This window comes from Pseudomonas alcaligenes (assembly GCF_041729615.1).
GTDB lineage: Bacteria > Pseudomonadota > Gammaproteobacteria > Pseudomonadales > Pseudomonadaceae > Aquipseudomonas > Aquipseudomonas alcaligenes_B.
The window spans coordinates 3,771,047-3,796,254 of record NZ_CP154874.1 but is presented as its reverse complement, the minus strand read 5'-3'; the positions used below and the strand labels follow the sequence as shown (position 1 = coordinate 3,796,254).

The window sequence follows — 25,208 nt, the reverse complement described above, 5'->3', positions numbered from 1 at the left end:
GTGGAAACAAGACTATGGAGGCTGGAAGGAGGGTTGGCCAGAGGCCTTCATTTCGTGAATCGGCGGGCATCATGCCCGCCGATTCGGGCTGCAATCATGCTCGACAGGGGGCCGGGCCCCGCATCGATCAGCGGATTGCGGTGATGGTGCCCTTGTTGCCGGTCACCTTGACGTTGACCGACTTGTACACCATGTAATCCTGCACGCTGACTTCATAGCGCGGCGCGACGATCAGGTCGGCACCGGAGCTTTTCACTGCTTTGAAGGCTGCGGCGGATTTGGCGGTGGCCACCGGGTCCAGGCCCAGGGCAAAACCACCTTCGCCACCACCGTAGGTCACGCCATCGGCGTACTGGGAGTCGCCACCCAGCTTGAACATGCCGAACAGGATGTTCACCGAAGACTCGCCACTGATGGACTCGCCGACTTTCACGTCCGCTTTCAGGTTGGTTTCCACTTCACCGTTGAGCGGGGCGCTCGGCTGGCTGTAGTTCTGGCTGGCACAGCCAGTCAGCAGGGCCAGAGCGGAAAGGGCGGCGGCATAGGCTACGTGTTTCATGCAAGACTCCTTTGCATTGCTATCCATGAAGCCCCGTTGCGGGGCGGGTGCCATTCCAGGCGGGGCGCATGGTAGGAGCGGGGATTTGGCACGGGCAAGCCGATGTGTCACTTTTGTGACGGCAGCCGCAGGCCGAGGAGAAATCGTCCGCCCGGGGCTCATTTGCTCCGGTGCGTCTTTTCCTTATAAGATCGCGCCTCCCCCATCCGTCGCCCCGCGCGGCTCCAGCCGTTGAGCGGACTGCTTTTCCCCGGAAAAACCGGGCCGCGACCGTTGTCGAAATAAGGTAGTAAGAAGATGAGCGCCAGGCACTTTCTCTCGTTGATGGATTACAGCCCCCAGGAACTGGCCGGGCTGATCCGTCGAGCCATCGAGCTGAAGGATCTGCGCCAGCGCGGCGTGCTGTTCGAGCCGCTGAAGGGGCGCGTGCTGGGCATGATCTTCGAGAAGGCCTCGACCCGCACCCGCCTGTCCTTCGAGGCCGGCATGATCCAGCTCGGCGGCCAGGCCATCTTCCTCTCCCCGCGCGACACCCAGCTGGGCCGTGGCGAGCCGATCGGCGACACCGCCATCGTCATGTCCAGCATGCTCGACGCGGTGATGATCCGCACCTTCGCCCACGGCAACCTCACCGAGTTCGCCGCGCACAGCACGGTGCCGGTGATCAACGGCCTGTCCGACGACCTGCACCCCTGCCAGCTGCTGGCCGACATGCAGACCTTCACCGAGGCGCGCGGCAGCATCCAGGGCAAGACCGTGGCCTGGATCGGCGACGGCAACAACATGTGCAACAGCTACCTGGAAGCGGCCGTGCAGTTCGATTTCCAGCTGCGCATCGCCTGCCCCGAGGGCTACGAGCCCAAGGCCGAGTTCATCCAGGCCGCCGGCGACCGCGTGCGGATCGTCCGCGATCCGCGCGAGGCGGTGGCCGGCGCCCACCTGGTGAGCACCGACGTGTGGACCTCCATGGGCCAGGAAGAGGAAAGCGCCAGGCGCCTCAAGCTGTTCGCGCCCTACCAGGTCACCCGCGCCCTGCTGGATGCGGCCGACCCCGACGTGATCTTCCTGCACTGCCTGCCGGCCCACCGCGGCGAGGAAATCAGCACGGACCTGCTCGACGATCCGCGCTCGCTGGCCTGGCAGCAGGCCGAGAACCGTCTGCACGCGCAGAAGGCGCTGCTGGAAATGCTGGTCGCCCCGGGTTACCGCAACGCATGAGCCAGCTGCTGCTGTCCCTGCGCCAACTGGCCTGCGGCTACCAGGGCCATCGCATCGTGCAGGCGCTCGACCTGCACCTCAACGCCGGCGACATCGGCTGCCTGCTCGGCCCCTCCGGCTGCGGCAAGACCACCACCCTGCGCGCCATCGCCGGCTTCGAGCCGGTGCAGGAAGGCGAGATCGAGCTGGCCGGTGAGGTGATCTCGCGCGCCGGCTTCACCCTGGCACCAGAGAAGCGCCGCATCGGCATGGTGTTCCAGGACTACGCGCTGTTCCCCCACCTCAACGTGGCGGACAACGTGGCCTTCGGCATCCGCAAGCACCCCGAGCGCGAACGCATCACCGCCGAGCTGCTGGAGCTGGTCAAGCTCGGCCACCTGGGCAAGCGCTTCCCCCACGAGCTGTCCGGCGGCCAGCAGCAGCGCGTGGCCCTGGCCCGCGCACTGGCACCGGAGCCGCAGCTGCTGCTGCTCGACGAGCCCTTCTCCAACCTCGACGGCGAGCTGCGCCGGCGCCTCAGCTTCGAGGTGCGCGACATCCTCAAGGCGCGCGGCACCAGCGCCATCCTGGTCACCCACGACCAGGAGGAAGCCTTCGCCGTCAGCGATCACGTCGGCGTGTTCAAGGACGGGCGCCTGGAGCAGTGGGATACCCCCTTCAACCTGTACCACGAGCCGCTGACGCCCTTCGTCGCCAGCTTCGTCGGCCAGGGCTACTTCATCCGCGGCCAGCTGCTGAGTCCCGACACGGTGCAGACCGAACTGGGCGTGATCCGCGGTAACCGCGCCTACACCCTGGCCCCGGGCAGCGCGGTGGACGTACTGCTGCGCCCCGACGACATAGTGCCGGACGACCAGAGCCCGCTGCGTGCCCAGATCGTCGGCAAGACCTTCCTTGGCGCCGCCACCCTGTACCGCCTGCAGCTGCCGACCGGCAGCCAGCTGGAAGCGATCTTCCCCAGCCACGCCGACCACCTGCCGGGCCAGCAGGTCGGCATCCGCGTCGCCGCCGACCACCTGGTGGTGTTCGCCGCCCCCGGCAGCGTGGCCGCCCATGTCAGCCTGGGCGAGTCCGGCGTGCGCCGCTACAGTAGCAGCTGAACGGCGCGCTGCGCCTTACACGAACAGCCTGCCGCTGGCCACCAGCACCGCCTGGCCGGCGATCTGCACCCGCTCGCCCAGCACCCGGCAGTGCAGCTCGCCGCCACGCGCCGAACACTGGTAGGCGCTCAGCTCGTGCCTGCCCAGGCGCCCGGCCCAGTAGGGCGCCAGTATGCAATGGGCCGAGCCGGTGACCGGGTCCTCGTCGATGCCGATGCCCGGGGCGAAGTAGCGCGAGACGAAATCGTGGTTGCGCCCCGGCGCCGTGACTATCACGCCGAGCCCGGGCAATCCGGCCAGCGCGGCCAGGTCCGGCGTGCAGGCGCGCACCGCCTGCTCGGACTCCAGCTCCGCCAGCAGCTCCTTGCCCAGCTGCACGGCCAGTACCTTCTGTCCCAGCACCCGCTCGACCTCGGCCTGCATGTCCGCCGGCGCCAGGCCGATCGCCGGAAAATCCAGCACCAGCCGGCCAGGCTCGCGGCTGACCGCCAGCGCGCCGGACAGGCAGACGAACTCCAGGCGCTCGCCCGCCTCGCCATAGATATCGAAAAGCACATGGGCCGCGGCCAGGGTGCCGTGGCCACACAGCGGCACCTCGCAACTGGGGGTGAACCAGCGGATGCGCCAGACCGCACCCTCCTTCACCACGAAGGCGGTCTCCGCCAGGTTGTGCTCGGCGGCGATGCGCTGCATCAGCTCCTCGCTCGGCCAGGCGTCCAGGCGATAGACCATGGCCGGGTTGCCGGTGAAGGGACGGTCGGCGAAAGCATCTATCTGGTGGAATTCGAACGGCATGCAGCGGTGCTCCCGGAGAATCGCAAGGGCCGCCAGCATGCCGCGCCAGCTAGCCGCAGGCGCGATACAGTCGCCTGCTTTTGCGGCCATACAGCTGCACTGTCTCAATGCGCGGCGGTCGAGCGCGGTGCAGCCCGAAATCGCGAAAAGTTCTGAAAGAACCGCTAAATCTCGGTAAATCAGCCACTTGCCGATCCTGGCACGCCGCCTGCTATGGCCGACTCCGGTCAGCACAACGGCGTGTCTGCCACTCAACCGACAACGACGTCACAGAAGCCCTGCCCCCTCGGGAGCCCGGCGCTGTGGCGTTTTTTTTTGCGTTATTTGGCCAACAGGAAGACCGCTATGAGCATGATCAAACCCACCCTGCTGTCACTCGCCATCGCCGCTGCCAGCTGCAGCCACGCCGCCTTCGCCGCCGAGGACTTCAGCAACCTGTTCACCCAGGGCAAGCCGATCCTCGACGCCCGCTACCGCTTCGAGAACGTCGACCAGGACAACGCCCTGCGCGACGCCAACGCCCAGACCCTGCGCACCCGCGCCGGCTTCCAGAGCGGCAAGTGGTACGGCCTGTCCGGCCTGGTCGAGGTGGACAACGTCAGCCGCCTGGGCGATGCCGCCTACAACGACACCCGCAACGGCCAGGGCGAGTACGCGGTGGTCGCCGACCCGGACGGCACCGAGGTCAACCAGGCCCTGCTGCGCTACGACCACCAGTACGGCAGCGCCGTGCTCGGCCGCCAGCGCATCAACCTGGACAACCAGCGCTTCATCGGCGGCGTGGCCTGGCGGCAGAACGAGCAGACCTACGACGGCGCCCTGGCCCAGCTCAAGCCGCTCGACGGCCTGACCCTGAGCTACGCCTACATCGATCAGGTCAACACCATCTTCGGCCCGGACAACGGCCGCTACGACAGCGCCGCCAACCCGGCCAACATCGACGGCCACAGCCACCTGATCAACGCCCAGTACGTGTTCATGCCGGAGCTGACCGCCACCGCCTACAGCTACCTGCTGGACCTCGACAACCTGGCCCTGACGCCCACCAGTGCCGAGGGCACGCTGTCCAGCCAGACCAGCGGCCTGCGCCTGAACGGCGCCATCGCCGGGGTCAGCTATGTGCTCGAGTACGCGCGCCAGAGCGACTACGACAGCAACCCGCAGGACCTCGACAGCGAGTACTACCTGGCGGAACTCGGCTACACCCTCAAGGGCGTGCAGCTGAAGGCCGGCTACGAAGTGCTGGGCGGCGACAGCGACCCGGGCAACCGCGCCTTCCAGACCCCGCTGGCGACCAAGCACGCCTTCCAGGGCTGGGCCGACGTGTTCCTCACCACCCCGGCCGACGGTGTCGAGGACCTCTACTTCGGCGCCACCGCACCGCTGTTCGGCGGCACGCTGCAGGCCTGGTACCACGACTTCTCCACCGAGCAGGGCAGCGACGACTACGGCAGCGAGATCGACCTGTCCTACGCCCATCCGATTCCCGGGGTGAAGGGCCTGGTCGGCCTGGTCAAGTACGCCACCTACGACTCGGACGACGAGGCGCGCAGCGTCGATACCGACAAGGTCTGGCTGCAGCTGCAGTACACCTACTGAAACCGGCAAGCGGCGCGCGGCCTCGCCGCGCGCCCGTGGAGGCAAGCCCATGAGTCGTCTTACCCTGGTTTTCGCGCTCGCCCTCGCCCTGCTCTGCCCGGCCGCCAGCGCCGCCATCGGTGATGCCGAGGCGATGAACCTGTCCGGCATGCAGCGCATGCTCAGCCAGCGCATCGCCAAGAGCTACCTGATGATCGGCGCCGAGGTGCGCAGCGAGCTGGCCATCGCCCAGCTGGACCAGAGCGTGGCGCGCTTCGAGAGCAACTTCCTCGCCCTCGAGCAATACGCACCCAACGCGGCCATCGCCACAGCCCTGCAAGAGGTCGGGCAGACCTGGCAGCAGTACCGTGAACTGGCCCTGTCGCGCCCCAGCCGCGAACAGGCCGTGCCGCTGCTGCAGCTCAGCGACCAGCTGCTGGCGCAGAGCGAGGCGCTGGTGAAGCTGATCGAGGCGCACACCGGCAACGCCGGCGCCCGCCTGGTCAACCACAGCGGCCGCCAGCGCATGCTCAGCCAGCGCATCGCCAAGCTGTACCTGGCGCTGAGCTGGAACCTGCCGCTGCCGGGCCTGGCCGAGGAGCTGCACAAGGCCAGCGCGGAATTCGAGGCCGCCCAGCAGGAACTGCTGGCCGCCGAGCAGAACACCCCGCAGATCAGCGCGGCGCTGCGCAAGGTGGAGGCGCAGTGGCGCTTCGCCCGCGCCGGCTTCCAGCTGTCGGCCGACTCGCACTACGTGCCGACGGTGATCGCCACCACCACCGAGACCCTGCTGTGGCAGATGAACGAGCTGACCAGCGCCTACGAGCAGGTGATGCGCGGCGAGGGCTGAGGGCTCAGCCCTCGCTGCGCACCCGCTTCACCGCATCCAGCCAGCCGGCGTACAGCTTGTCGCGGTGTTCCGCGGCCATGCGCGGGGTGAAGCGCTGCTGGCGGTGCCAGTGGCTGGCGATCTCGCCCAGATCGCGGTACAGCCCGGCCTGCAGGCCGGCCAGGTAGGCCACGCCGAGGGCGGTGGTCTCGGTCACCTCCGGGCGCTCCACCGGCACGCCGAGGATGTCGGCGAGGAACTGCATGACCCAGTTGTTCACCACCATGCCGCCGTCGACCCGCAACGCGCTGGGCGCGGCGGCGCCGTCGCGATGCATGGCTTCGAGCAGGTCGCGGGTCTGGTAGCACACCGACTGCAGGCCGGCGGTGACGATCTCCTTGATTCCGGTGTCGCGGCTCAGGCCGAAGATGGCGCCGCGCGCCTTTGGGTCCCAGTAGGGGGCGCCGAGGCCGGTGAAGGCCGGCACCAGGTACACCCCGCAGGCGTCGCCGGTCTGCTCGGCCAGGGCCTCGGTATCGCGCGCATGGCCGATCAGCTTGATGCCGTCGCGCAGCCACTGCACGGCGGCGCCGGCGACGAAGATGCTGCCCTCCACCGCGTAGCTGACCTGGCCGTTCAGGCGGTAGCCAACCGTGGTGAGCAGGCGGTTCTGCGAGGCCACCGGTGTGGCGCCGGTGTTCTGGATCATGAAGCAGCCGGTGCCGTAGGTGCTCTTGACCATGCCGGGCTGGAAGCAGGCCTGGCCGATCAGCGCCGCCTGCTGGTCGCCGGCCATGCCCAGCACCGGGATGGCGGCACCGAGCAGCTCGGGAGCAGTGATGCCGAAGTCGGCGGCGCAGTCCAGCACCTCCGGCAGCAGGCTGCGCGGGATGTCGAACAGCTCGAGCAGCTCCTCGTCCCACTGCTGGCTGTGGATGTTGAACAGCAGGGTGCGCGAGGCATTGCTGGCGTCGGTGCGGTGCGCCCGGCCAGCGCTGAGGCGCCACAGCAGGAAGCAGTCGACGGTACCGAAGCGCAGCTCGCCACGCTCGGCGCGCTCGCGGGCGCCGGGCACGCTGTCGAGGATCCAGCGCAGCTTGGTGGCGGAGAAATAGGGGTCGATCAGCAGGCCGGTCTTCTGCGCCACGGCGGCCTCGTGGCCGGCGGCCTTGAGCCCGGCGCAGTAGTCGGCGGTGCGGCGGTCCTGCCAGACGATGGCCGGGTGGATCGGCGTGCCCGTGGCGGCGTCCCAGACGATGGTGGTCTCGCGCTGGTTGGTGATGCCGATGGCGCGCACCTCCTCGGCCTTCAGGCCCTTGCTGGCCAGGGCCTGGCGACACACCTCGAGGGTGCTCAGCCAGATCTCCTCGGCGTCGTGCTCGACCCAGCCGTCCTTGGGGAAGTACTGCTTGAACTCGCGCTGGGCGCTGGCCAGCGGTAGGCCCTGGGCACTGAAGACGATGGCGCGGGAGCTGGTGGTGCCCTGGTCGATGGCGAGCAGATACTGGGACATGCGCGTTTCCTTGTTGTTATGGGTGGGCCCCGCTCGGGGGCTGGATCATTCCCGGCCGATGGCGGCGAAGCTGCCGCGGGTGTGCTCGGCCAGCACCGCGGCGCTCAGCTCCACCTCCAGGCCACGCCGCCCGGCGCTGACGTGGATGGTCGGATGCTGCCTGGCACTCTCGTCGATGAAGGTGCGCAGGCGCTTCTTCTGCCCCAGCGGGCTGATGCCGCCGACCAGGTAGCCGGTGCTGCGCTGGGCCAGCTGCGGGTCGGCCATGTCGGCCTTCTTGGCCCCGGCGGCGTGGGCCAGGGCCTTGAGATCGAGGCTGCCGGCCACCGGCACTACCGCCACCAGCAGCTCGCCCTTGTCGGTGCTGGCGAGCAGGGTCTTGAACACCCGCGCCGGGTCCAGGCCGAGCTTTTCGGCGGCCTCCAGGCCATAGGAGGCGGTCTTCGGGTCGTGCTGGTAACTGTGCACCTTGTGCTCGGCCTTGGCCTTTTTCAGCAGATCGATGGCAGGAGTCATGTTCGAATATGAAAATTCTCTGACAGAATTCGCGTACCTTAACGGAAAAAACCGCCGACGGCAGCGTCCGCCTCGCCCGTCGCGCAATACCGGCAGCTCGCTATAATCCGCCGGCCGATGAAAAGGACCGCCCATGAGCCTCCCACCCCGCCAGCAGAGCATCCTCGAACGCGCCCGCGAGCGCGGCTACGTGAGCATCGACGAGCTGGCCCAGGCCTTCGCCGTCACCCCGCAGACCATCCGCCGCGACATCAACCAGCTGGCCGAGCAGGGCCTGCTGCGGCGCACCCACGGCGGCGCGGCGAGCGAGGCCTCGAGCATCCAGAACACCGCCTACGCCATGCGCGCCGGGCAGATGCGCGAGGAGAAGCAGCGCATCGCCGAGGCCATCGCCGCCAGCATCCCCGACCACGCCTCACTGTTCATCAGCATCGGCACCACCACCGAGGCCATCGCCCGCGCCCTGCTCGGCCACAAGCACCTCAAGGTGATCACCAACAACCTGCACGTGGCCGCCACCCTGGCCGACAAGGCCGACTTCGAGGTGCTGGTGGCCGGCGGCAGCGTGCGCAGCGACGGCGGCGTGGTGGGCCAGGCGGCGGCCGACTTCATCCAGCAGTTCAAGGTCGACTTCGCCATCGTCGGCATCAGCGGCATCGACGAGGACGGCAGCCTGCTGGACTTCGACTACCAGGAGGTGCGGGTGTCGCAGGCCATCATCGACAACGCCCGCCAGGTGCTGCTGGCCGCCGACTCCAGCAAGTTCGGGCGCAACGCCGTGGTGCGCCTGGGCTCGATCGCCCTGATCGACCACCTGTACACCGACGCGCCGCCCGCGCCGGGCATCGCCCGCCTGCTGCACGAGCAGAAGATCCAGCTGCATATCGTCTGATCCGGCATCTCCGCCCGGTAGCCCGGATGCCATCCGGGAAGCTGGCGGCTCCGATCGCGGATTGCACCGGGGCTATAGGCCAACCTCCTCTCTCCCATTTGGAGGGCTGTATCGGCGCGATCCCTCTCCCCCAGCCCTCTCCCGCAAGCGGGAGAGGGGAGCACCCGCTCAGCCTCCCTTTTCCAGCACCCAGGCGCTTTTCGGGCTGGCGAAAGCGCACATCCTCGGCTAGCATATTTTCGAAATCGAACATTTCTGCGTTCACATTACAACTCAGGGTGCCTTGCCATGCCGCTCAGCCAGCCTCCCCGCCTCGCCGAAATCTACGACCTGGCCGTGGTCGGTGGCGGCATCAACGGCGCCGGCATCGCCGCCGACGCGGCCGGGCGCGGCCTCTCGGTGTTCCTCTGCGAGCGCGACGACCTGGCCCAGCACACCTCCTCGGCCAGCAGCAAACTGATCCACGGCGGCCTGCGCTACCTCGAACACCATGAATTCCGCCTGGTGCGCGAGGCCCTGGCCGAGCGCGAGGTGCTGCTGGCCAAGGCGCCGCACATCGTCAGCCCCATGCGCTTCATCCTGCCGCACCGCCCGCACCTGCGCCCGGCCTGGATGATCCGCGCCGGCCTGTTCCTCTACGACCACCTGGGCAAGCGCGAGAAACTGCCCGGCTCGACTGGCCTGCGCTTCGGCGCCGGCAGCCCGCTCAAGGCCGAGATCGGCCGCGGCTTCGAATACTCCGACTGCTGGGTGGACGACGCCCGCCTGGTGGTGCTCAACGCCATGGCCGCGCGCGAGCGCCATGCCCACATCCACCCGCGCACCCGCTGCGTCAGCGCGCGGCGCAGCAAGGGCCTGTGGCATCTGCACCTGGAGCGCGCCGACGGCAGCCTGTTCTCCATCCGCGCCCGCGCCCTGGTCAACGCTGCCGGCCCCTGGGTGGCGCAGTTCCTCCAGAACGACCTCAAGCAGAAGTCGCCCTACGGCATCCGCCTGATCCAGGGCAGCCACATCGTGGTGCCGCGCATTCACGACCAGGAGCAGGCCTATATCCTGCAGAACGAGGACCAGCGCATCGTCTTCGTCATCCCCTGGCTGGAGCGCTTCAGCCTGATCGGCACCACCGACCGCGAGTACCAGGGCGACCCGGCCAAGGTGCGCATCAGCGACGAGGAAACCGACTACCTGCTCCAGGTGGTCAACGCCCACTTCAAGCAGCAGCTGCAGCGCAGCGACATCCTGCACAGCTATTCCGGCGTGCGCCCGCTGTGCGACGACGAGTCCGACCAGCCCTCGGCCATCACCCGCGACTACACCCTGTCGCTGTCCGGCGCGCCGGGCGAGGCGCCGCTGCTGTCGGTGTTCGGCGGCAAACTGACCACCTACCGCAAGCTCGCCGAATCGGCCCTGGCGCTGCTGGCGCCGAACTTCCCGCACCTGTGCCCGGCCTGGACGGCCAAGGCGCCGCTGCCCGGCGGCGAGAACCTGGACAGCCGCGAGGCGCTGGTGGACAAGCTGATCGCCCGCTTCGGCTGGCTCGACCGCGAGCTGGCGCGGCGCTGGGTCAGCACCTACGGCAGCCGCACCTGGCGCCTGCTCGACGGCGTGCAGCGGCAGAGCGAGCTGGGCGAGCACCTGGGCGCCGGCCTGTACAGCCGCGAGGTGGACTACCTGTGCCGCGAGGAATGGGCGATGGAGGCCGAGGACATCCTCTGGCGCCGCACCAAGCTCGGCCTGTTCATGACGCCCGGCCAGCAGGCGCGACTCCGCGACTACCTGCAGGGCAGCCAGGTCGCACCCCAGGCCCAGGCGCTCTAGGCGACGCCGGCCTAGAGCCGCGAACGCCCGCCCTCTTCCCCGGCGCTCTGCGCCAGCTGCGTGTCACGCATGCGCTGCTGGCGCAGGTGTGGCAGCACCGCCGCCAGCAGCGGCTCCTTGAACGCCGCCTGGAAACGATGGGCCAGCCCCGGAATCAGCTTCAGCTGGCTGCCCTCGATATGGGCGGCCACGTGCACGCCATGCATGGCCGGCAGCAGCGGGTCGGCGGTGCCGTGCACCACCAGGGTCGGCAGGCGCAGGCGGTTGAGCAGCTCGACCCGGCTCGGCTCGGCGAGGATCGCCAGGATCTGCCGCTCCACGCCCTGAGGGTTGAAGGCGCGGTCGTAGCTACGCTCGGCCTCGCGCAGCAGCTGCGCGCGCTCGGCCGCCAGGCCCGGACTGCCGAGGGCCGCCAGCAGATCGGCCTGCTGCGCGATGGCCGCCTCACGGCCCAGCGCCTCGCGCCGCGCCAGCTGCTGCAGCAGGCGCGCATCCGGCGCCGGCAGGCCCGGCGCGCTGGAGCTGGTCATCAGCAGGGTCAGGCTCTCCACCCGCTGCGGCGCCAGGTCGGCCATGTGCTGGGCGATCATCCCGCCCATGCTGGCCCCCAGCACGTGGAAACGCCGGATGCCCAGGCCATCCATCAGGCCCAGGGCATCGCCGGCCATGTCGCGCAGGCTGTACGGCGCCTGCGCCCCCAGGCCCAGGCGGTAGCTGAACAGCTGGTAGGCCAGGTTGGCCTCGGGCACCGGCCCCACCCAGGACGACAGGCCGACATCGCGGTTGTCGAAACGGATCACCCGGAAACCCTGCTGGCACAGGCGCGCCACCACCTCGTCCGGCCAGTGGATCAGCTGGCCGCCCAGGCCCATCACCAGCAGCAGCGCCGGGTCGCTGGTGCGCCCGATGCTCTGGTAAGCCAGGCGCACCTCACCCACCTGCGCCATGGCAGTCGGCACCTGTACCTCGCAACGGTTCGCCGCCAGGGACGGCAGGCCGCACCACAGCGCGGCGAGAAGCAACAGAACTCGCATCGGCAACATCCGGAACGCAGAACCCCAGTGGAGCGCGAGTCTGCGGATGTTCATGCGGGCGCGCTGCCACAGAACGATGACAATTTGATGAAGGCTGCCGAACGGTAGTGACGCGCTCAGCCCGACTCATTCGCCTGCGCCTGGCGGCGCGGCCAGACCAGGCTGAACTGCGCGCCGCCGAGGCTGGCGCTGCGCCCGACATGGGCGCGACCGGCGTGCCAGTAGATGATCCGACGCACGATGGACAGGCCCAGGCCGTGGCCGCCGGAGGCGCGGGTACGGCTGTCGTCCAGGCGCAGGAAGGGGGTGAACACCCGCTCCCAGGCCTCCTCCGGCACACCGGGGCCGTCGTCCTCGACGTCGATACGACAGCGCTTGTGGCCGATGCGGTAGGTCAGGCGCACGCGCGACTCGGCGTGGCGCATGGCGTTGCTCAGCAGGTTCTGCAGGGCCCGGTGCAGGTAGCGCGGCTCGGCCTCGACCAGCGCGCCGCCGTCCGGGGCATCGTGGCCCTGGCCGCGCTCGACGCGGATATGGGCGCGCAGCGGCGCCAGCTCCTCGATCACCTGGTCGAGCAGGCAGCGCAGGTCCACGACCTGGTAATTGAGCTCCGGCGAACCCTGCTCCAGGCGGGCGTAGACCAGCATCTCGTCGACCAGCTTGTCCAGCTCCTGGATGTCGCCGTCCATGCCTTCCATGTACTTGCGCCGCGCCTCGTCGCTGTGCGCGTCGGCGATCATCTCCAGGCCGAAGCGCAGGCGCGCCACCGGCGTGCGCAGCTCGTGGGACACCGCGCGGACCATCTCGCGCTGCACGTTGAGCAGGCGCTGCAGCTGCTCGGCCATGGCATTGAAGGTACTCGCCAGGCGCCCCACCGAGTCGGCGCCCTGGGTCGGCGCACGCGCCTCCAGGCGGCCGTTGGCGATCAGCGCCGCGGCATCCTCCAGCGCCTGCAGGCGGCGCTCCAGGCGGCGCACCAGCAGATAGAGGATCAGCCCGGTAAGGCTCAGGCCGAGCGCGCCGATCAGCACCAGCAGCTCGGTGGGATAGGGATTCATCTGCTGGATCGGGCCGACCTCCAGCACCCAGGGCGTGCCGACCATGCCGGCGATCACGCGGATCGAGTCACCGCCCTTGCCCAGCGCCAGCACCGTGTCGCCCTCGTCCACCCGGCGCTGCTGGTCCTCGTCCAGGTCGAGCCTCTCCAGCACCACCAGACGCAGGTCGAAGCCGAACTGCTTGGCCTCCTTCAACTCGGCCAGGCGCCGCGGCTGCTCGGCGATCGGGTAGCGCACCAGCTCGTCCATCAGCAGGTACACAGTGGCGCGCGCCAGCTGCTCGCTGATCTGTTCCACCTCGGTGGTCAGCACCAGCTGCTGCTCGGCGCTGACCAGTACGTAGACCCGTGCCGCGTGCGGCCCGGTCTGCTCCACCAGCACCTGGCCACGCAGCAGGCGGCCACGGGCGCGGCCGTCCAGCGGCTCGGTGGACAGCGGCTGCAGCTGCAGCGTCACGCCGAGCAGGCGGCTCCAGGTCACCAGCGCGCGGCGCCGGTCGACATCGCCCATCGGCTGCAGGTTGTCCGCCATCAGGCGGAAGGTACCGCGCGCCAGCTGCTCGCGGTACTGGTCGCTGCGCACCTCGTTGGTCAGCTGCAGGGCACCGACGCCGAGCAGCGCGACCAGGAACAGGGCGGCGATGATGCCTCCGTAGATGCGCAGGAAGATGGTGTTCATTGCAGGGCGCTGGCGGCCTCGGCGACGAACAGGTAGCCCTTGCTGCGCACCGTCTTGATCAGGCGCGGATGCATCGGGTCGTCGCCGATCTTCGGGCGGATGCGCGAGATGCGCACGTCGATGGAGCGGTCCTGGCCGTCGTACTCGATGCCGCGCAGGGCGGTGAAGATCTCCTCGCGGGACAGGATGCGCCCGGCATTGGCCACCAGCAGCCAGAGCAGGTCGAACTCGGCGCTGGTCAGCTCGATGCTCGCGCCACGCAGCCAGGCCTCGCGCATGGCGCTGTCGATCACCAGCGGGCCGAATTCCAGGCGCCGCTGGTTCTCCGCCGCCGGCGCCTCCGCCCCGGCCTCGCTGCGTCGTAACAGGGCACGGATGCGCGCCAGTAGCACACGCGGGCGCACAGGCTTGCACACGTAGTCGTCGGCGCCCATCTCCAGGCCGAGCACCTCGTCCATGTCGTCGGTGCGCGCGGTGAGCATCAGGATCGGCCCGGCGTACTGGCCGCGCACCTTGCGGCAGATGGACAGGCCGTCCTCGCCCGGCAGCATCAGGTCGAGTACCACCAGGTCCGGCTGCTCCTTGAGGATGCGCGCCGCCGCCGCCGCACCGTCGGCCTCGATGGCCACGCTCAGGCCGTTGCCCTGCAGGTATTCCCGGGTCAGCTCGGCCAGGCGCTGGTCGTCCTCGACGATCAGGATGTGCGCTTCTTGTTCCACCGTCCGCTCCTCACTAAGGCCCGCACGCCACTGCTGCGCGGGCCGGGCATTCTAGCAACCGCGACGGCGCAGCACAGCCCGTGCCGCTGGACAGGCCAACCACTATATGTTGTGGTTACCCCCACAGCCTGCGCGGCCTTTTCGCCACCGTGAAAGCGCACACAAACGGCGACGAACGGTATGAGTCAGCAATCACGCGGCCTGCGCCGGATCGACCGATTTCACACACAAACCACCCACACTTTATCCACAGGATATCCCAGGCAAGTCACCTTGCATTGCCCCGGACAGCGCATTATCTTGTATCCCCACAGCGCCAGCCCACTACATGTTGGGTTTTGGCCAGACCACCGGACACTAGAAGAATGAATGTCGAGAAGGCCCTTTCGTTGGCCGCACCCGGTGAGTTGCAACGCGTTTTCCGCCGGCCCGGCCTTGTCCGCCAGGCCACGGCAGAGGGTCGCGAAGGTCGTCGCCCCCTGTCGTATAGCGGTATGCAGCCCTCGGGCGCATACCACTAGGTATTGTGGTCACGGTTTTGCATGACCGTGATGTTTGACTTGGGCCAGGGAGGCGCTTGAGTCCGCGCCCCCTGCCTTGCAGTAGCAGTACGTAGTTCCCGCATGCCCGGCTCTCCTGGTGGTTCCGGCGCGGCGGACGATTTGGCCATAAAGCTGTGGCCGCTGGTCGCGCAGGCTCCACCTGCCAGACCGACGGCCTACTAATAAATGAGAGAACGGGAGATCCCCATGCACACCGACACAACTCGCGAGAACCCGCAGGCCGTGGCGCCGCAGGCCGCCGAATCCAGCCAGGATCTGGCCGCCACCGCGCCCGGCCAGCTGCGCGTGATCAAGCGCAACGGCACCGTCGTCCCCTACACCGACGACAAGATCACCGTGGCCATCACCAAGGCGTTCCTCGCAGTTGAGGGCGGCACCGCCGCCGCCTCGTCGCGTATCCATGAGACCGTCGCGCGCCTGACCGAGCAGGTCACCGCCACCTTCAAGCGCCGCATGCCCTCCGGCGGCACCATCCACATCGAGGAAATCCAGGATCAGGTCGAACTGGCCCTGATGCGCGCCGGCGAGCAGAAGGTCGCCCGCGACTACGTGATCTACCGCGAATCCCGCGCCCAGGCGCGCAAGAGCAGCGGCGCCGCCGACGTGGCCCAGCCGCACCCGAGCATCCGCGTGACCCGCGCCGACGGCAGTGTGCAGCCGCTGGACATGGGCCGCCTGCAGACCATCATCCGCGAAGCCTGCGAAGGCCTGGCCGAGGTCGACGGCGCGCTGATCGAGTCCGAGACCCTGAAGAACCTGTACGACGGCGTGGCCGAGAAGGACGTCAACACCGCCCTGGTGATGACCGCCCGCACCCTGGTCGAGCGCGAGCCGAACTACTCCTACGTCACCGCCCGCCTGCTGATGGACAACGTGCGTGCCGAAGCCCTGGGCTTCCTCGGCATCGCCGACAGCGCCACCCACCACGAGATGGCCGACCTGTACGCCAAGGCCCTGCCGGCCTACGTGGACAAGGGCGTGGAATTCGAGCTGCTCGATCCCAAGCTGAAGGACTACGACCTGGCCAAGCTGGGTGCGGCGCTGAACCACGAGCGCGACCAGCAGTTCACCTACCTGGGCCTGCAGACCCTGTACGACCGCTACTTCATCCACAAGGACGGCATCCGCTTCGAACTGCCGCAGGTGTTCTTCATGCGCGTGGCCATGGGCCTGGCCATCGAAGAGCCGCAGAAGGAAGAGCGCGCCATCGAGTTCTACAACCTGCTGTCCTCGTTCGACTACATGGCGTCGACCCCGACCCTGTTCAACGCCGGCACCCTGCGTCCGCAGCTGTCCTCGTGCTACCTGACCACCGTGCCGGACGACCTGTCGGGCATCTACCAGGCCATCCACGACAACGCCATGCTGTCGAAATTCGCCGGCGGCCTGGGCAACGACTGGACCCCGGTGCGCGCGCTGGGCTCCTACATCAAGGGCACCAACGGCAAATCCCAGGGCGTGGTTCCGTTCCTGAAAGTGGTCAACGACACCGCCGTGGCCGTCAACCAGGGCGGCAAGCGCAAGGGCGCCGTGTGCGCCTACCTGGAAACCTGGCACCTGGACATCGAGGAATTCCTCGAGCTGCGCAAGAACACCGGTGACGACCGTCGCCGTACCCACGACATGAACACCGCGAACTGGATTCCGGACCTGTTCATGAAGCGCGTGTTCGACGACGGCCAGTGGACCCTGTTCAGCCCGTCCGAAGTACCGGACCTGCACGACCTCACCGGCAAGGCCTTCGAGGAGCGCTACGAGTACTACGAAGCCCTGGCTGGCTACGGCAAGATCAAGGTGTTCAAGACCATCGCCGCCAAGGACCTGTGGCGCAAGATGCTGTCCATGCTGTTCGAGACCGGCCACCCGTGGCTGACCTTCAAGGACCCGTGCAACCTGCGCAGCCCGCAGCAGCACGTGGGCGTGGTACACAGCTCCAACCTGTGCACCGAGATCACCCTGAACACCAACAAGGACGAGATCGCCGTCTGCAACCTGGGCTCGATCAACCTGGTCAACCACATCGTCGACGGCAAGCTGGACACCGAGAAGCTCGGCCGCACCGTGAAGACCGCCGTGCGCATGCTCGATAACGTCATCGACATCAACTACTACTCGGTGCCGCAGGCGCGCAACTCCAACCTCAAGCACCGTCCGGTCGGCCTCGGCCTGATGGGCTTCCAGGACGCCCTGTACCTGCAGCACATCGCCTACGGCTCCGACGCGGCCATCGAGTTCGCCGACAAGTCCATGGAAGCGATCAGCTACTACGCCATCCAGGCCTCCTGTGACCTGGCCGACGAGCGCGGCAGCTACAGCACCTTCGAAGGCTCGCTGTGGTCCAAGGGCATCCTGCCGCTGGACTCCCAGCAGATCCTGATCGAGGCCCGTGGCCAGAAGTACATCGACGTGGACCTGTCCGAGTCGCTGGACTGGGCCCCGCTGCGCGAGCGCGTCAAGAAAGGCATCCGCAACTCCAACATCATGGCCATCGCGCCGACCGCGACCATCTCCAACATCATCGGCGTGTCGCAGTCGATCGAGCCGACCTACCAGAACCTGTACGTGAAATCGAACCTCTCCGGCGAATTCACCGTGATCAACCCCTACCTGGTGCGCGACCTGAAGAACCGCGGCCTGTGGGACAGCGTCATGGTCAACGACCTGAAGTACTACGACGGCTCCGTGCAGCAGATCGAGCGCATCCCGCAGGACCTCAAGGACCTGTACGCCACCGCGTTCGAAGTGGAAACCAAGTGGATCGTCGACGCCGCCAGCCGCCGCCAGAAGTGGATCGACCAGGCCCAGTCGCTGAACCTGTACATCGCCGGCGCCTCGGGCAAGAAGCTGGACGTGACCTACCGCATGGCCTGGTACCGTGGCCTGAAAACCACCTACTACCTCCGTGCCCTGGCCGCCACCAGCACCGAGAAGTCCACCATCAACACCGGCAAGCTCAACGCCGTGTCCAGTGGTGCGATCGACGAGGGCAGCTTCGCCGCCCCGGCCGGCCCGGCTCCGGTTCCAAAGGCATGCTCCATCGACAACCCCGACTGCGAAGCGTGTCAGTAAGTCGCGGCCCGCAGAGCGGACTTCGCGTTGTTGCCCGGCAGGGCGGCCCCCATCACGTGCTACAGCACGCTCAGGGGCTCCACCCTACCGGGCGCCTAGCGCTGCCTCGCTCTGCAAACCGCTTGCACCGAGTGGCAGAGGCTAAAAGCCAAAGCTACACGCCACTCGGACCGCTGTTTCCCTCTCCCCTCGGGGAGACGACTGCAAGGATGCAGGAGGTAGGGCGACGCAGGATGCCAAAGCCGAGGGCCAGGGAGAGGGGGCCAGGCCACGCGCCAGCCCTCCCCCACGCACACTCCCCTCGCCCGCCAACACGGGCCTGGGCGCCACCAGTCGGGTGGCACGGTTTGACCCTTGCGCGCGTACCGCAACGGAACATAATTAGAATTACTGGACAAACATACAGGTCGCCGATTTGCGGCCGTCAGCACCAAGCAGGAGACCACCATGCTCAGCTGGGACGAATTCGATAAGGAAGATGCCACCGAAGCGGCCGCCAAGCCTGCCGCTGCCGTCGTTGGCGCCGCGCTCGATCAACTGGACAGCGACGCCGCCGGCTCCGTCGAGGAAGCCCGCGCCGTGTCGGCCGACGACTCCGACGCCGTCGCCCGCGCCAAGAAGGCCCTGAACGACCTGGACATCCAGGAAGGCCTGGACGACCTGGAAGGCGCCAGCGCCCGCGTGCACGTCGGCGACAAGCAGATGATCAACGCCCGCGCCGACCTCAACCAGCTCGTACCCTTCAAGTACGACTGGGCCTGGCAGAAGTATCTGGATGGTTGCGCCAACCACTGGATGCCGCAGGAAGTGAACATGAACGCCGACATTGCTCTGTGGAAGAGCAAGGACGGCCTCTCCGAAGACGAGCGCCGCATCGTCAAGCGTTCGCTGGGCTTCTTCTCCACCGCCGACTCCCTGGTTGCCAACAACCTGGTACTGGCCGTGTACCGCCTGATCACCAACCCCGAGTGCCGCCAGTACATCCTGCGCCAGGCCTTCGAGGAAGCGATCCACACCCACGCCTACCAGTACTGCATCGAGTCGCTGGGCATGGATGAGGGCGAGATCTTCAACATGTACCACGAGATTCCTTCGGTCGCGAAGAAAGCCTCCTGGGGCCTGAAGTACACCCGCTCGATCTCCGACCCGGAATTCAAGACCGGCACCCCGGAGACCGACCGCCAGTTCCTGCGCAACCTGATCGCCTACTACTGCGTGCTGGAAGGCATCTTCTTCTACTGCGGCTTCACCCAGATCCTCTCCATGGGCCGCCGCAACAAGATGACCGGCACCGCCGAGCAGTTCCAGTACATCCTGCGCGACGAGTCCATGCACCTGAACTTCGGCATCGACGTGATCAACCAGATCAAGATCGAGAACCCGCACCTGTGGGATGCCGCGATGAAGGACGAGGCGACCCAGATGATCCTGCAGGGCACCCAGCTGGAGATCGAATACGCGCGTGACACCATGCCGCGCGGCGTGCTGGGCATGAACGCGGCGATGATGGAGGACTACCTGAAGTTCATCGCCAACCGTCGTCTGACCCAGATCGGCCTGAAAGAAGAGTATCCGGGTGCAACCAACCCGTTCCCGTGGATGAGCGAGATCATGGACCTGAAGAAGGAGAAGAACTTCTTCGAGACTCGTGTGATTGAGTATCAGACTGGTGGTGCTCTGAGCTGGGATTGATGCCTGGGTCTAGACCGTTAGGACAGATTAAAAACGCTTTGCCTGAGAATGGATGTTCGGGGTAGCGAGAGAAACTAAAAGCCCCGCCTAGTGCGGGGCTTTTTTTGAGTTTTAAACAAAGGAGTTCACAGATGATAGTAGGCTCAGAAGAACTTTACGAGGAAACAAAAGAGTCGCTCGAACGGATTCAATCATTTGACGAGCAAACCTTACCTCGAGAAGTCGAATTAGGTGGAAAGCTGAACTTCAAGGACGCGGTAGCTCCTGCAAAAATTCTTATTGACCTATACAAGCGACTCTCTCCTACCGCCCTACAAGACTTCCCAGACAACATACTGACCGTCATAAGGGATAACGCAAACAACCACTACAACATATTTTCTCAGATGCTGAGCTTTGATGCCGACCAGCAAAGTCCCGGTGCAACACGATCCGGCTTAATAAGCAGCCTAGAGAAAGCTTACCAACCAGCATTCCAATCTTTGCATCCTTATATCGCATATTCACTACATCGCTCCGCAGACTTCCAACGACTGGACGCCGATGCAAGATCGACCCTCCAATCAATTGAGGATAAATCAGCAAAAATTTCGGAACGGCTAGCCAAATATGAAGATGACGCCAAGCAAGCACTAGATGAAATACGAAAAGTTGCAGCAGAAGAGGGAATAACCCAGCAAGCAGCCCACTTTAATGCTGAATACCAACACCATTCAGAGGAAGCTGAAAACTGGAAAACCCTAGCAATAAAAATTGCCTTCGCCCTAGGCGGATTCTCCGTCCTGAGCTTATTCATCCACAAAATACCGTTCCTAAAACCCGAAAACACATACGACGCAATTCAACTATCAATCAGCAAATTTCTCATATTTTTTGTCATCGCGTACATGCTTTTCCTATCAGCCAAGAACTTCTTGAACCACAAACACAATGCCATTGTTAACAAACATCGTCAGAACGCCCTAATGACGCACAGAGCCCTTGTAGAAGCATCTGGCGATGCCGGTGTACGGGATGCAGTTCTACTTCAAGCGTCAAGTTGCATTTTTTCACCTCAACCAACTGGATATACATCTAGCTCTGATAGCGAAATATCGAGCCAGAAATCCATGGTTGAAATTCTTTCCAAACCAATCGCTCAATCTCTGAGCAAATAATAAAAAGAGGGGCAGACTTACTTTCTGAGCCTCTATGCAGATCGCGCCCTTCTCCTTTCGCCCTTACGGCGAGTCACTTTCTCTTGTTTGCCCAAGAGAAAGTAACCAAAGAGAAGGGCACCCCGGCATCCGGGTCTGGCCTGCGGCCAGACTTCCCTCCCTCCGGTGCCGCTCCGGGGGCCGTCACGATGGGACGTCCCTGTCCCATCGTTCCTCGCTCGGCGTCCTGCCTCGCGTCCCCCTGCGCAACACCTCCACTCGGCCTCCTGACGGGGACTCGGGCTCCGAGTTGCCGGGTGGTTTTTCTTTGCGCTACGCGCATCTGATCGTTCCCACGCTCCGCGTGGGAATGCCGCCCTCGACGCTCTGCGTCCACCTGAGCTACTTCGCATACTCAACCCCGTAGCGACGCAGAGCGTCACCGGCTAGGCTCCCACGCAGAGCGTGGGAGCCATCAGTTCAGAAAGGAGAGAGGCTGGCACGCATATCAACCAACCGATTCACGGATGAATCCCATGGGCCGCAGTCGCTACGTCATCACCGATACCACTATGCCGCACTTCCTCACCTGCACGGTGATGGAGTGGCTACCGCTGTTCACCCGCCCGACCCTGGTCAACATCCTGTTCGACTGCTGGCGTTACCAGCAGGCCAACCAAGGGCTGAAGCTTTACGGCTACGTGGTGCTGGAAAACCACCTGCATTACCTGGCCCAGGCTCCCGACCTGGCTAAATGCGTCAGCAGTTTCAAGTCCTACACGGCCCGCCAGATGCTCGACCATCTGGAACAACGCGGCGCGGATTTCACACTGCAACGTCTGAGCTTCGCCAAAAGGGCGCACAAGCAGGACCGGGAATACCAGCTCTGGCAGGAAGGCAGCCACGCCGAACTGGTCTGCACTGCTGAGGTGATGAGACAGAAGCTTGATTACATCCACCTGAACCCCGTGCGGCGCGGTTATGTGGATTTGCCTGAGCACTGGCGCTACTCCAGTGCCCGCAACTACCAAGGGCAGCCGGGATTGATCGAAATTGACCACTGGCTGTGAGTGGACGCGGAGCGTCGAGGGCGGCATTCCCACGCGGAGCGTGGGAACGATCAACTGGGGGGAGGCAACTCTGGATTCTTTGTGGGAGCGGCTTTAGCCGCGATGAAACCCACTCCTCAGTTGCCTGCTATCGCGGCTGAAGCGGAGTGCCGCCCAGCCGATCCCACAAATACAAAAAACATGAGTCGGCACTCGAACTTTCAGGCAACGCCAAACGCCCCTTCAGGAGGGTGAGCGGAATCGTTGCGTAGAGGGGTGAGCCGCATGGATGCGGCGAAAGGCGTAAAGGGGCATGGACGCCCCTTGTACGCCGACCCTCGGAGCGGCGATGGAGCGAACGAACCCGAAGCGAAGCGGAGGGCCGGATGGCGGGGCAAGCCCTTTTGGTTCCTTTTGGGGCGACTGCCAAAAGGAACCCGCCCAGCAGGGCGGAACCAATGCCCCAGCCAACCTGGAAACCAGCAGCAGCACGAAAAAATCAAAACCCACAACGGACAGTGCGTAGCCCGGATGCAATCCGGGAAAGGCCCAACCCCCGACTCCCGGATTACATCCGGGCTACCCAAACGGTTTGGCACCTGCCCCCCTCCCGCCAACGGGAGCCCCTTGATGCGGTTGCGGGGCATTCGGCATATCCTACGGCCCTGGGGCGCCGATGCGGCTGAGCGGGCTACCCCTGCATGCCGCAGCCACTCTGTGGCTACACTGGCAGTGATAAGAATAAAAGGCCGTCAACGGCCACCAACGGAGGCACCATTACGTGCACCAGGTAGTCCGCATTCTGGTGGGAGTTCTGCTGGCCTGTCTGAGCCTCAATGCCTGGTCAAAACCGGGGCCGATCGAGATTACCCAGGCGTCGACGATCCAGGCCCACTTCGAGTTCTGGGAAGACGTCACGGGCGAGGCCTCGCTTGAGCACGTGGCAAGCCTGCCGGACGAGCGCTGGTCACTGGTACCCGAGGGCCGCGCCACATTCGGCCTGACCCAGTCGGCCTACTGGCTGCGCTTTTCGGTCATGAATCCAACCCCGATACACCAGAACCTGATTGCCGAACTGGCCTACTCACAGCTGGACGATGTGGTTTTCCACGTGCTGGATGACGGCGTTGCAGTCAAAACGCTGAGGACGGGTGACAGCCAGGCGTTCTACCCACGCGATGTGGATTACCCGAGCATGCTGTTGCGCGTGCCGCTGGCCCCCGGTGAGGTGAAGGCCGTGTTTGTCCGCATAGCGACGAGCGGGAGCATGGTCGTCCCCCTGATGATCTGGCGCGAGCAGGCGTTTTTCGAATCCGCGGCCAACGAACTCAAGCTGCACTTTTTCTACTACGGCTGCATCTTCGTCATCATCCTGATCAACCTCGCCGTATTCCTGAGCCTGCGCGAAAGGCTCTACCTCTACTACGCGCTCGCCCTGGTCGGCTACCTGCTGTTCTTTGCCTCGATCAAAGGCTTCAGTTTTCAACACCTCTACCCCGGCCTGCCGCAGCTGCACGCCAGGATGCTACTGATCTCGATACCGGCCCTGGCCCTGTTCTCGCTGCTGTTCTGCCGGGAATTCCTGAACACCCGTGTCAGCACGCCGAGGCTGGATAAGCTGCTGATCGGGATGATGGTCTTCGAATTTCTGTACCTCTTCTGCGCGCCCTTCCTGGACTATTACCGGGGCATTCAGCTGGCTTCATTCTCGGCCCTGGTCTTCTTCTCGCTGCTGCTGGCTGCCGGCCCGATCGCCTGGGCAGCCGGGGTGCGCGCCGGGGTGTTTTTCACCCTGGCCTGGACGCCCCTGACGATTGGCGTCATGGCCACCGCAGGCAGAGCGCTCGGAGTCTTCCCGGAAAACTTCTTCACGGAAAACGCGATGCAGCTGGGCTCGGGCATCGAAGCCTTCATCCTGACCCTGGCCCTGGCAGACCGCCTGTATCGGGAACGGGAAGACAAGATCATCGCCCAGGCGGCCAGCCTGCAGGAGGCACAATCGCGAAATGTCGCCCAGAAGCAGCTCACCGAGGCGCTGACCCATGACCCGGTGACCGGCCTGCCCAACCGCAACCGTTTCGAGCTGATGGTGGATCAACAGCTGCAACAACACCCCCAGCGCCATTACATGGTGGGCCTGGCGCGCATTACCCGCCTGGATGAAATCAACCGCACCCTGGGTCTGGCCAGAAGCGAATGGGTCATGAAATGCGTGGCACGGCAGATGGCCGAGCTGGCCGCCGGCTTGCCCTTCATCCACGTCAGCCTCGACGACCAGAGCCGCGAAGAACGTGTGTACCACCTCTCAGGCGACTGTTTCTGCCTGCTGGTGGACATGGATAGCGCCGACAACGACTTTGCCGCCCTCAACCGCGCGCTCAGGCGCTTGGCCGAACCCTTGCAACTGGATCACCTGGCCATCGAGCTACGTCCGCGCTTCGGCGCTGCCGCCTACCCCCAGCACGGCCAATCGGCTGCCGAGCTGATCCGCAACGCCCATGTCGGCATGGAAATCGCGCCCCGCAGCGGCAATGAAACCGGCATCTATTCGAGCAAATACGACATTTACAGCGAGAGCCGCCTCACGCTGATGACCGACCTGCGCAATGCCCTGCAGCAGGGTCAGCTGATGCTGCATTACCAACCCAAACAGAACATCGCATCCGCACAGATCGAGGGCATAGAAGCCCTGGTGCGCTGGCACCATGCTGAGCGTGGCTGGGTAAACCCGGCCGACTTCATCCCGCTGGCCGAAGAAACGGGCATGATCAGCCAGCTCACCCACTGGGTGATCCAGCAGGCCACCCGGGACCTGGCAGACCTGCGCCAGACATACCCGGCGTTGACGGTCGCGATCAACCTGTCGGCGCGCGACCTGGAGTCTGCCAACCTCAGGACCGTGCTGGAAATGGCGCGCCAGCACCATCGGCTGCCGGCCGACGCCATCACCCTGGAAATCACCGAGACAGCGGCCATGCGCGACCCCGAAAGCAGCCTGCAGGCGCTCAATGGTCTGGCCGCGCTAGGCTACAAGATCTCCATCGACGACTTTGGCAGCGGCTACTCCTCGCTCTCCTACCTCAAGCAACTGCCCGCCTCGGAACTCAAGCTGGATCGCTCACTGATTCATGACATCTGCACCAGCGAGAACGCCGATGTCATCGTCTCGACCACCATCCAGATGGCACACAGCCTCGGCTATCGCGTGGTCGGTGAAGGGATCGAGAACCGCGAAACAGCCAACCGCCTGAAAACCGGGCACTGCGACTCGCTACAGGGCTTCTGGCTGTGCCGCCCCGCACCGATCGCGGAACTTCGACAGTGGCTGGCCGAGTTCGACAGCGCTCAGTAGTCCGCAGCCCGCGCTCCAGCCGGGCCTGAGGCGAGCGCCA

General features: G+C 65.6%; 18 protein-coding genes. 11 read left to right on the top strand and 7 right to left on the bottom strand.

The features are described from left to right. Nucleotides 1–127: 127 nt before the first annotated feature. Nucleotides 128–559 (bottom strand): hypothetical protein, encoded by a 432-nt coding sequence (locus AAG092_RS18440; protein WP_110682215.1) that lies wholly within the window; start codon nt 557–559, stop codon nt 128–130. A gap of 297 nt (nt 560–856) precedes the next feature. Here AAG092_RS18440 and argF point away from each other — a divergent pair, with 297 nt between their 5' ends. Both argF and AAG092_RS18430 read left to right on the top strand, forming a co-directional pair. After that, nucleotides 857–1,777 carry an ornithine carbamoyltransferase gene (gene argF, locus AAG092_RS18435; protein ID WP_373387822.1) on the top strand — a complete coding sequence of 307 codons (921 nt, stop codon included), beginning with the start codon at nt 857–859 and terminating at the stop codon, nt 1,775–1,777. After that, a complete protein-coding gene (locus tag AAG092_RS18430; protein WP_110682217.1) occupies nt 1,774–2,877 on the top strand; it encodes an ABC transporter ATP-binding protein in 1,104 nt (367 codons plus the stop codon). Before argF ends, AAG092_RS18430 begins: the two co-directional genes overlap by 4 nt. A gap of 15 nt (nt 2,878–2,892) precedes the next feature. Here AAG092_RS18430 and AAG092_RS18425 read toward each other — a convergent pair whose 3' ends face one another. Then, nucleotides 2,893–3,672 (bottom strand): PhzF family phenazine biosynthesis protein, encoded by a 780-nt coding sequence (locus tag AAG092_RS18425; protein ID WP_373387819.1) that lies wholly within the window; start codon nt 3,670–3,672, stop codon nt 2,893–2,895. Nucleotides 3,673–4,017: 345 nt separating this feature from the next. Here AAG092_RS18425 and AAG092_RS18420 point away from each other — a divergent pair, with 345 nt between their 5' ends. Both AAG092_RS18420 and AAG092_RS18415 read left to right on the top strand, forming a co-directional pair. Further along, nucleotides 4,018–5,271, top strand: a complete 1,254-nt coding sequence (locus AAG092_RS18420; protein ID WP_373387817.1) for an alginate export family protein — start codon at nt 4,018–4,020, stop codon at nt 5,269–5,271. Between the two features lie 49 nt (nt 5,272–5,320). Continuing rightward, the gene (locus AAG092_RS18415; protein ID WP_373387815.1) at nt 5,321–6,100 is read left to right on the top strand and encodes a type IV pili methyl-accepting chemotaxis transducer N-terminal domain-containing protein; all 780 of its coding nucleotides are present in this window, start codon (nt 5,321–5,323) and stop codon (nt 6,098–6,100) included. A 4-nt stretch (nt 6,101–6,104) separates the two neighbouring features. On the opposite strand, the gene glpK is transcribed toward AAG092_RS18415, so the two are convergent. Together glpK and ybaK are read right to left on the bottom strand one after the other, a co-directional pair. Further along, complete coding sequence (gene glpK / locus AAG092_RS18410) at nt 6,105–7,592, bottom strand: glycerol kinase GlpK (RefSeq protein WP_373387813.1); 1,488 nt, start codon at nt 7,590–7,592, stop codon at nt 6,105–6,107. A gap of 45 nt (nt 7,593–7,637) precedes the next feature. Beyond that, nucleotides 7,638–8,108 carry a Cys-tRNA(Pro) deacylase gene (ybaK, locus tag AAG092_RS18405; RefSeq protein WP_373387811.1) on the bottom strand — a complete coding sequence of 157 codons (471 nt, stop codon included), beginning with the start codon at nt 8,106–8,108 and terminating at the stop codon, nt 7,638–7,640. 133 nt (nt 8,109–8,241) lie between these two features. Here ybaK and AAG092_RS18400 point away from each other — a divergent pair, with 133 nt between their 5' ends. After that, nucleotides 8,242–9,000: a DeoR/GlpR family DNA-binding transcription regulator gene (locus AAG092_RS18400; protein WP_110682223.1), complete on the top strand. Its 759-nt coding sequence runs from the start codon at nt 8,242–8,244 to the stop codon at nt 8,998–9,000. Between the two features lie 288 nt (nt 9,001–9,288). Then, on the top strand, nt 9,289–10,818 hold the full coding sequence (gene glpD, locus AAG092_RS18395) for a glycerol-3-phosphate dehydrogenase (protein WP_373387809.1): 1,530 nt from the start codon (nt 9,289–9,291) through the stop codon (nt 10,816–10,818). An 11-nt stretch (nt 10,819–10,829) separates the two neighbouring features. On the opposite strand, the gene AAG092_RS18390 is transcribed toward glpD, so the two are convergent. From AAG092_RS18390 to AAG092_RS18380, 3 genes are all read right to left on the bottom strand, one after another. Beyond that, nucleotides 10,830–11,852 carry an alpha/beta fold hydrolase gene (locus AAG092_RS18390; protein ID WP_373387807.1) on the bottom strand — a complete coding sequence of 341 codons (1,023 nt, stop codon included), beginning with the start codon at nt 11,850–11,852 and terminating at the stop codon, nt 10,830–10,832. Nucleotides 11,853–11,968: 116 nt separating this feature from the next. Then, nucleotides 11,969–13,588: an ATP-binding protein gene (locus AAG092_RS18385; RefSeq protein ID WP_373387805.1), complete on the bottom strand. Its 1,620-nt coding sequence runs from the start codon at nt 13,586–13,588 to the stop codon at nt 11,969–11,971. Continuing rightward, nucleotides 13,585–14,307, bottom strand: coding sequence for a response regulator (locus AAG092_RS18380; protein WP_373387803.1), 723 nt, complete (start codon nt 14,305–14,307; stop codon nt 13,585–13,587). The genes AAG092_RS18385 and AAG092_RS18380 overlap by 4 nt, the downstream gene beginning before the upstream one ends. A gap of 749 nt (nt 14,308–15,056) precedes the next feature. On the opposite strand from AAG092_RS18380, the gene AAG092_RS18375 reads away from it, so the two are divergent. From AAG092_RS18375 to AAG092_RS18355, 5 genes are all read left to right on the top strand, one after another. Beyond that, nucleotides 15,057–17,939, top strand: coding sequence for a ribonucleoside-diphosphate reductase subunit alpha (locus tag AAG092_RS18375; protein ID WP_110682228.1), 2,883 nt, complete (start codon nt 15,057–15,059; stop codon nt 17,937–17,939). A 447-nt stretch (nt 17,940–18,386) separates the two neighbouring features. Next, the gene (locus tag AAG092_RS18370; protein WP_043216196.1) at nt 18,387–19,631 is read left to right on the top strand and encodes a ribonucleotide-diphosphate reductase subunit beta; all 1,245 of its coding nucleotides are present in this window, start codon (nt 18,387–18,389) and stop codon (nt 19,629–19,631) included. Nucleotides 19,632–19,762: 131 nt separating this feature from the next. Next, nucleotides 19,763–20,788 (top strand): hypothetical protein, encoded by a 1,026-nt coding sequence (locus AAG092_RS18365; RefSeq protein ID WP_373387801.1) that lies wholly within the window; start codon nt 19,763–19,765, stop codon nt 20,786–20,788. Nucleotides 20,789–21,303: 515 nt separating this feature from the next. Next, nucleotides 21,304–21,837, top strand: coding sequence for a transposase (locus tag AAG092_RS18360; protein WP_373387799.1), 534 nt, complete (start codon nt 21,304–21,306; stop codon nt 21,835–21,837). A gap of 760 nt (nt 21,838–22,597) precedes the next feature. Continuing rightward, on the top strand, nt 22,598–25,168 hold the full coding sequence (locus tag AAG092_RS18355; RefSeq protein WP_373387797.1) for an EAL domain-containing protein: 2,571 nt from the start codon (nt 22,598–22,600) through the stop codon (nt 25,166–25,168). Nucleotides 25,169–25,208: the final 40 nt, after the last annotated feature.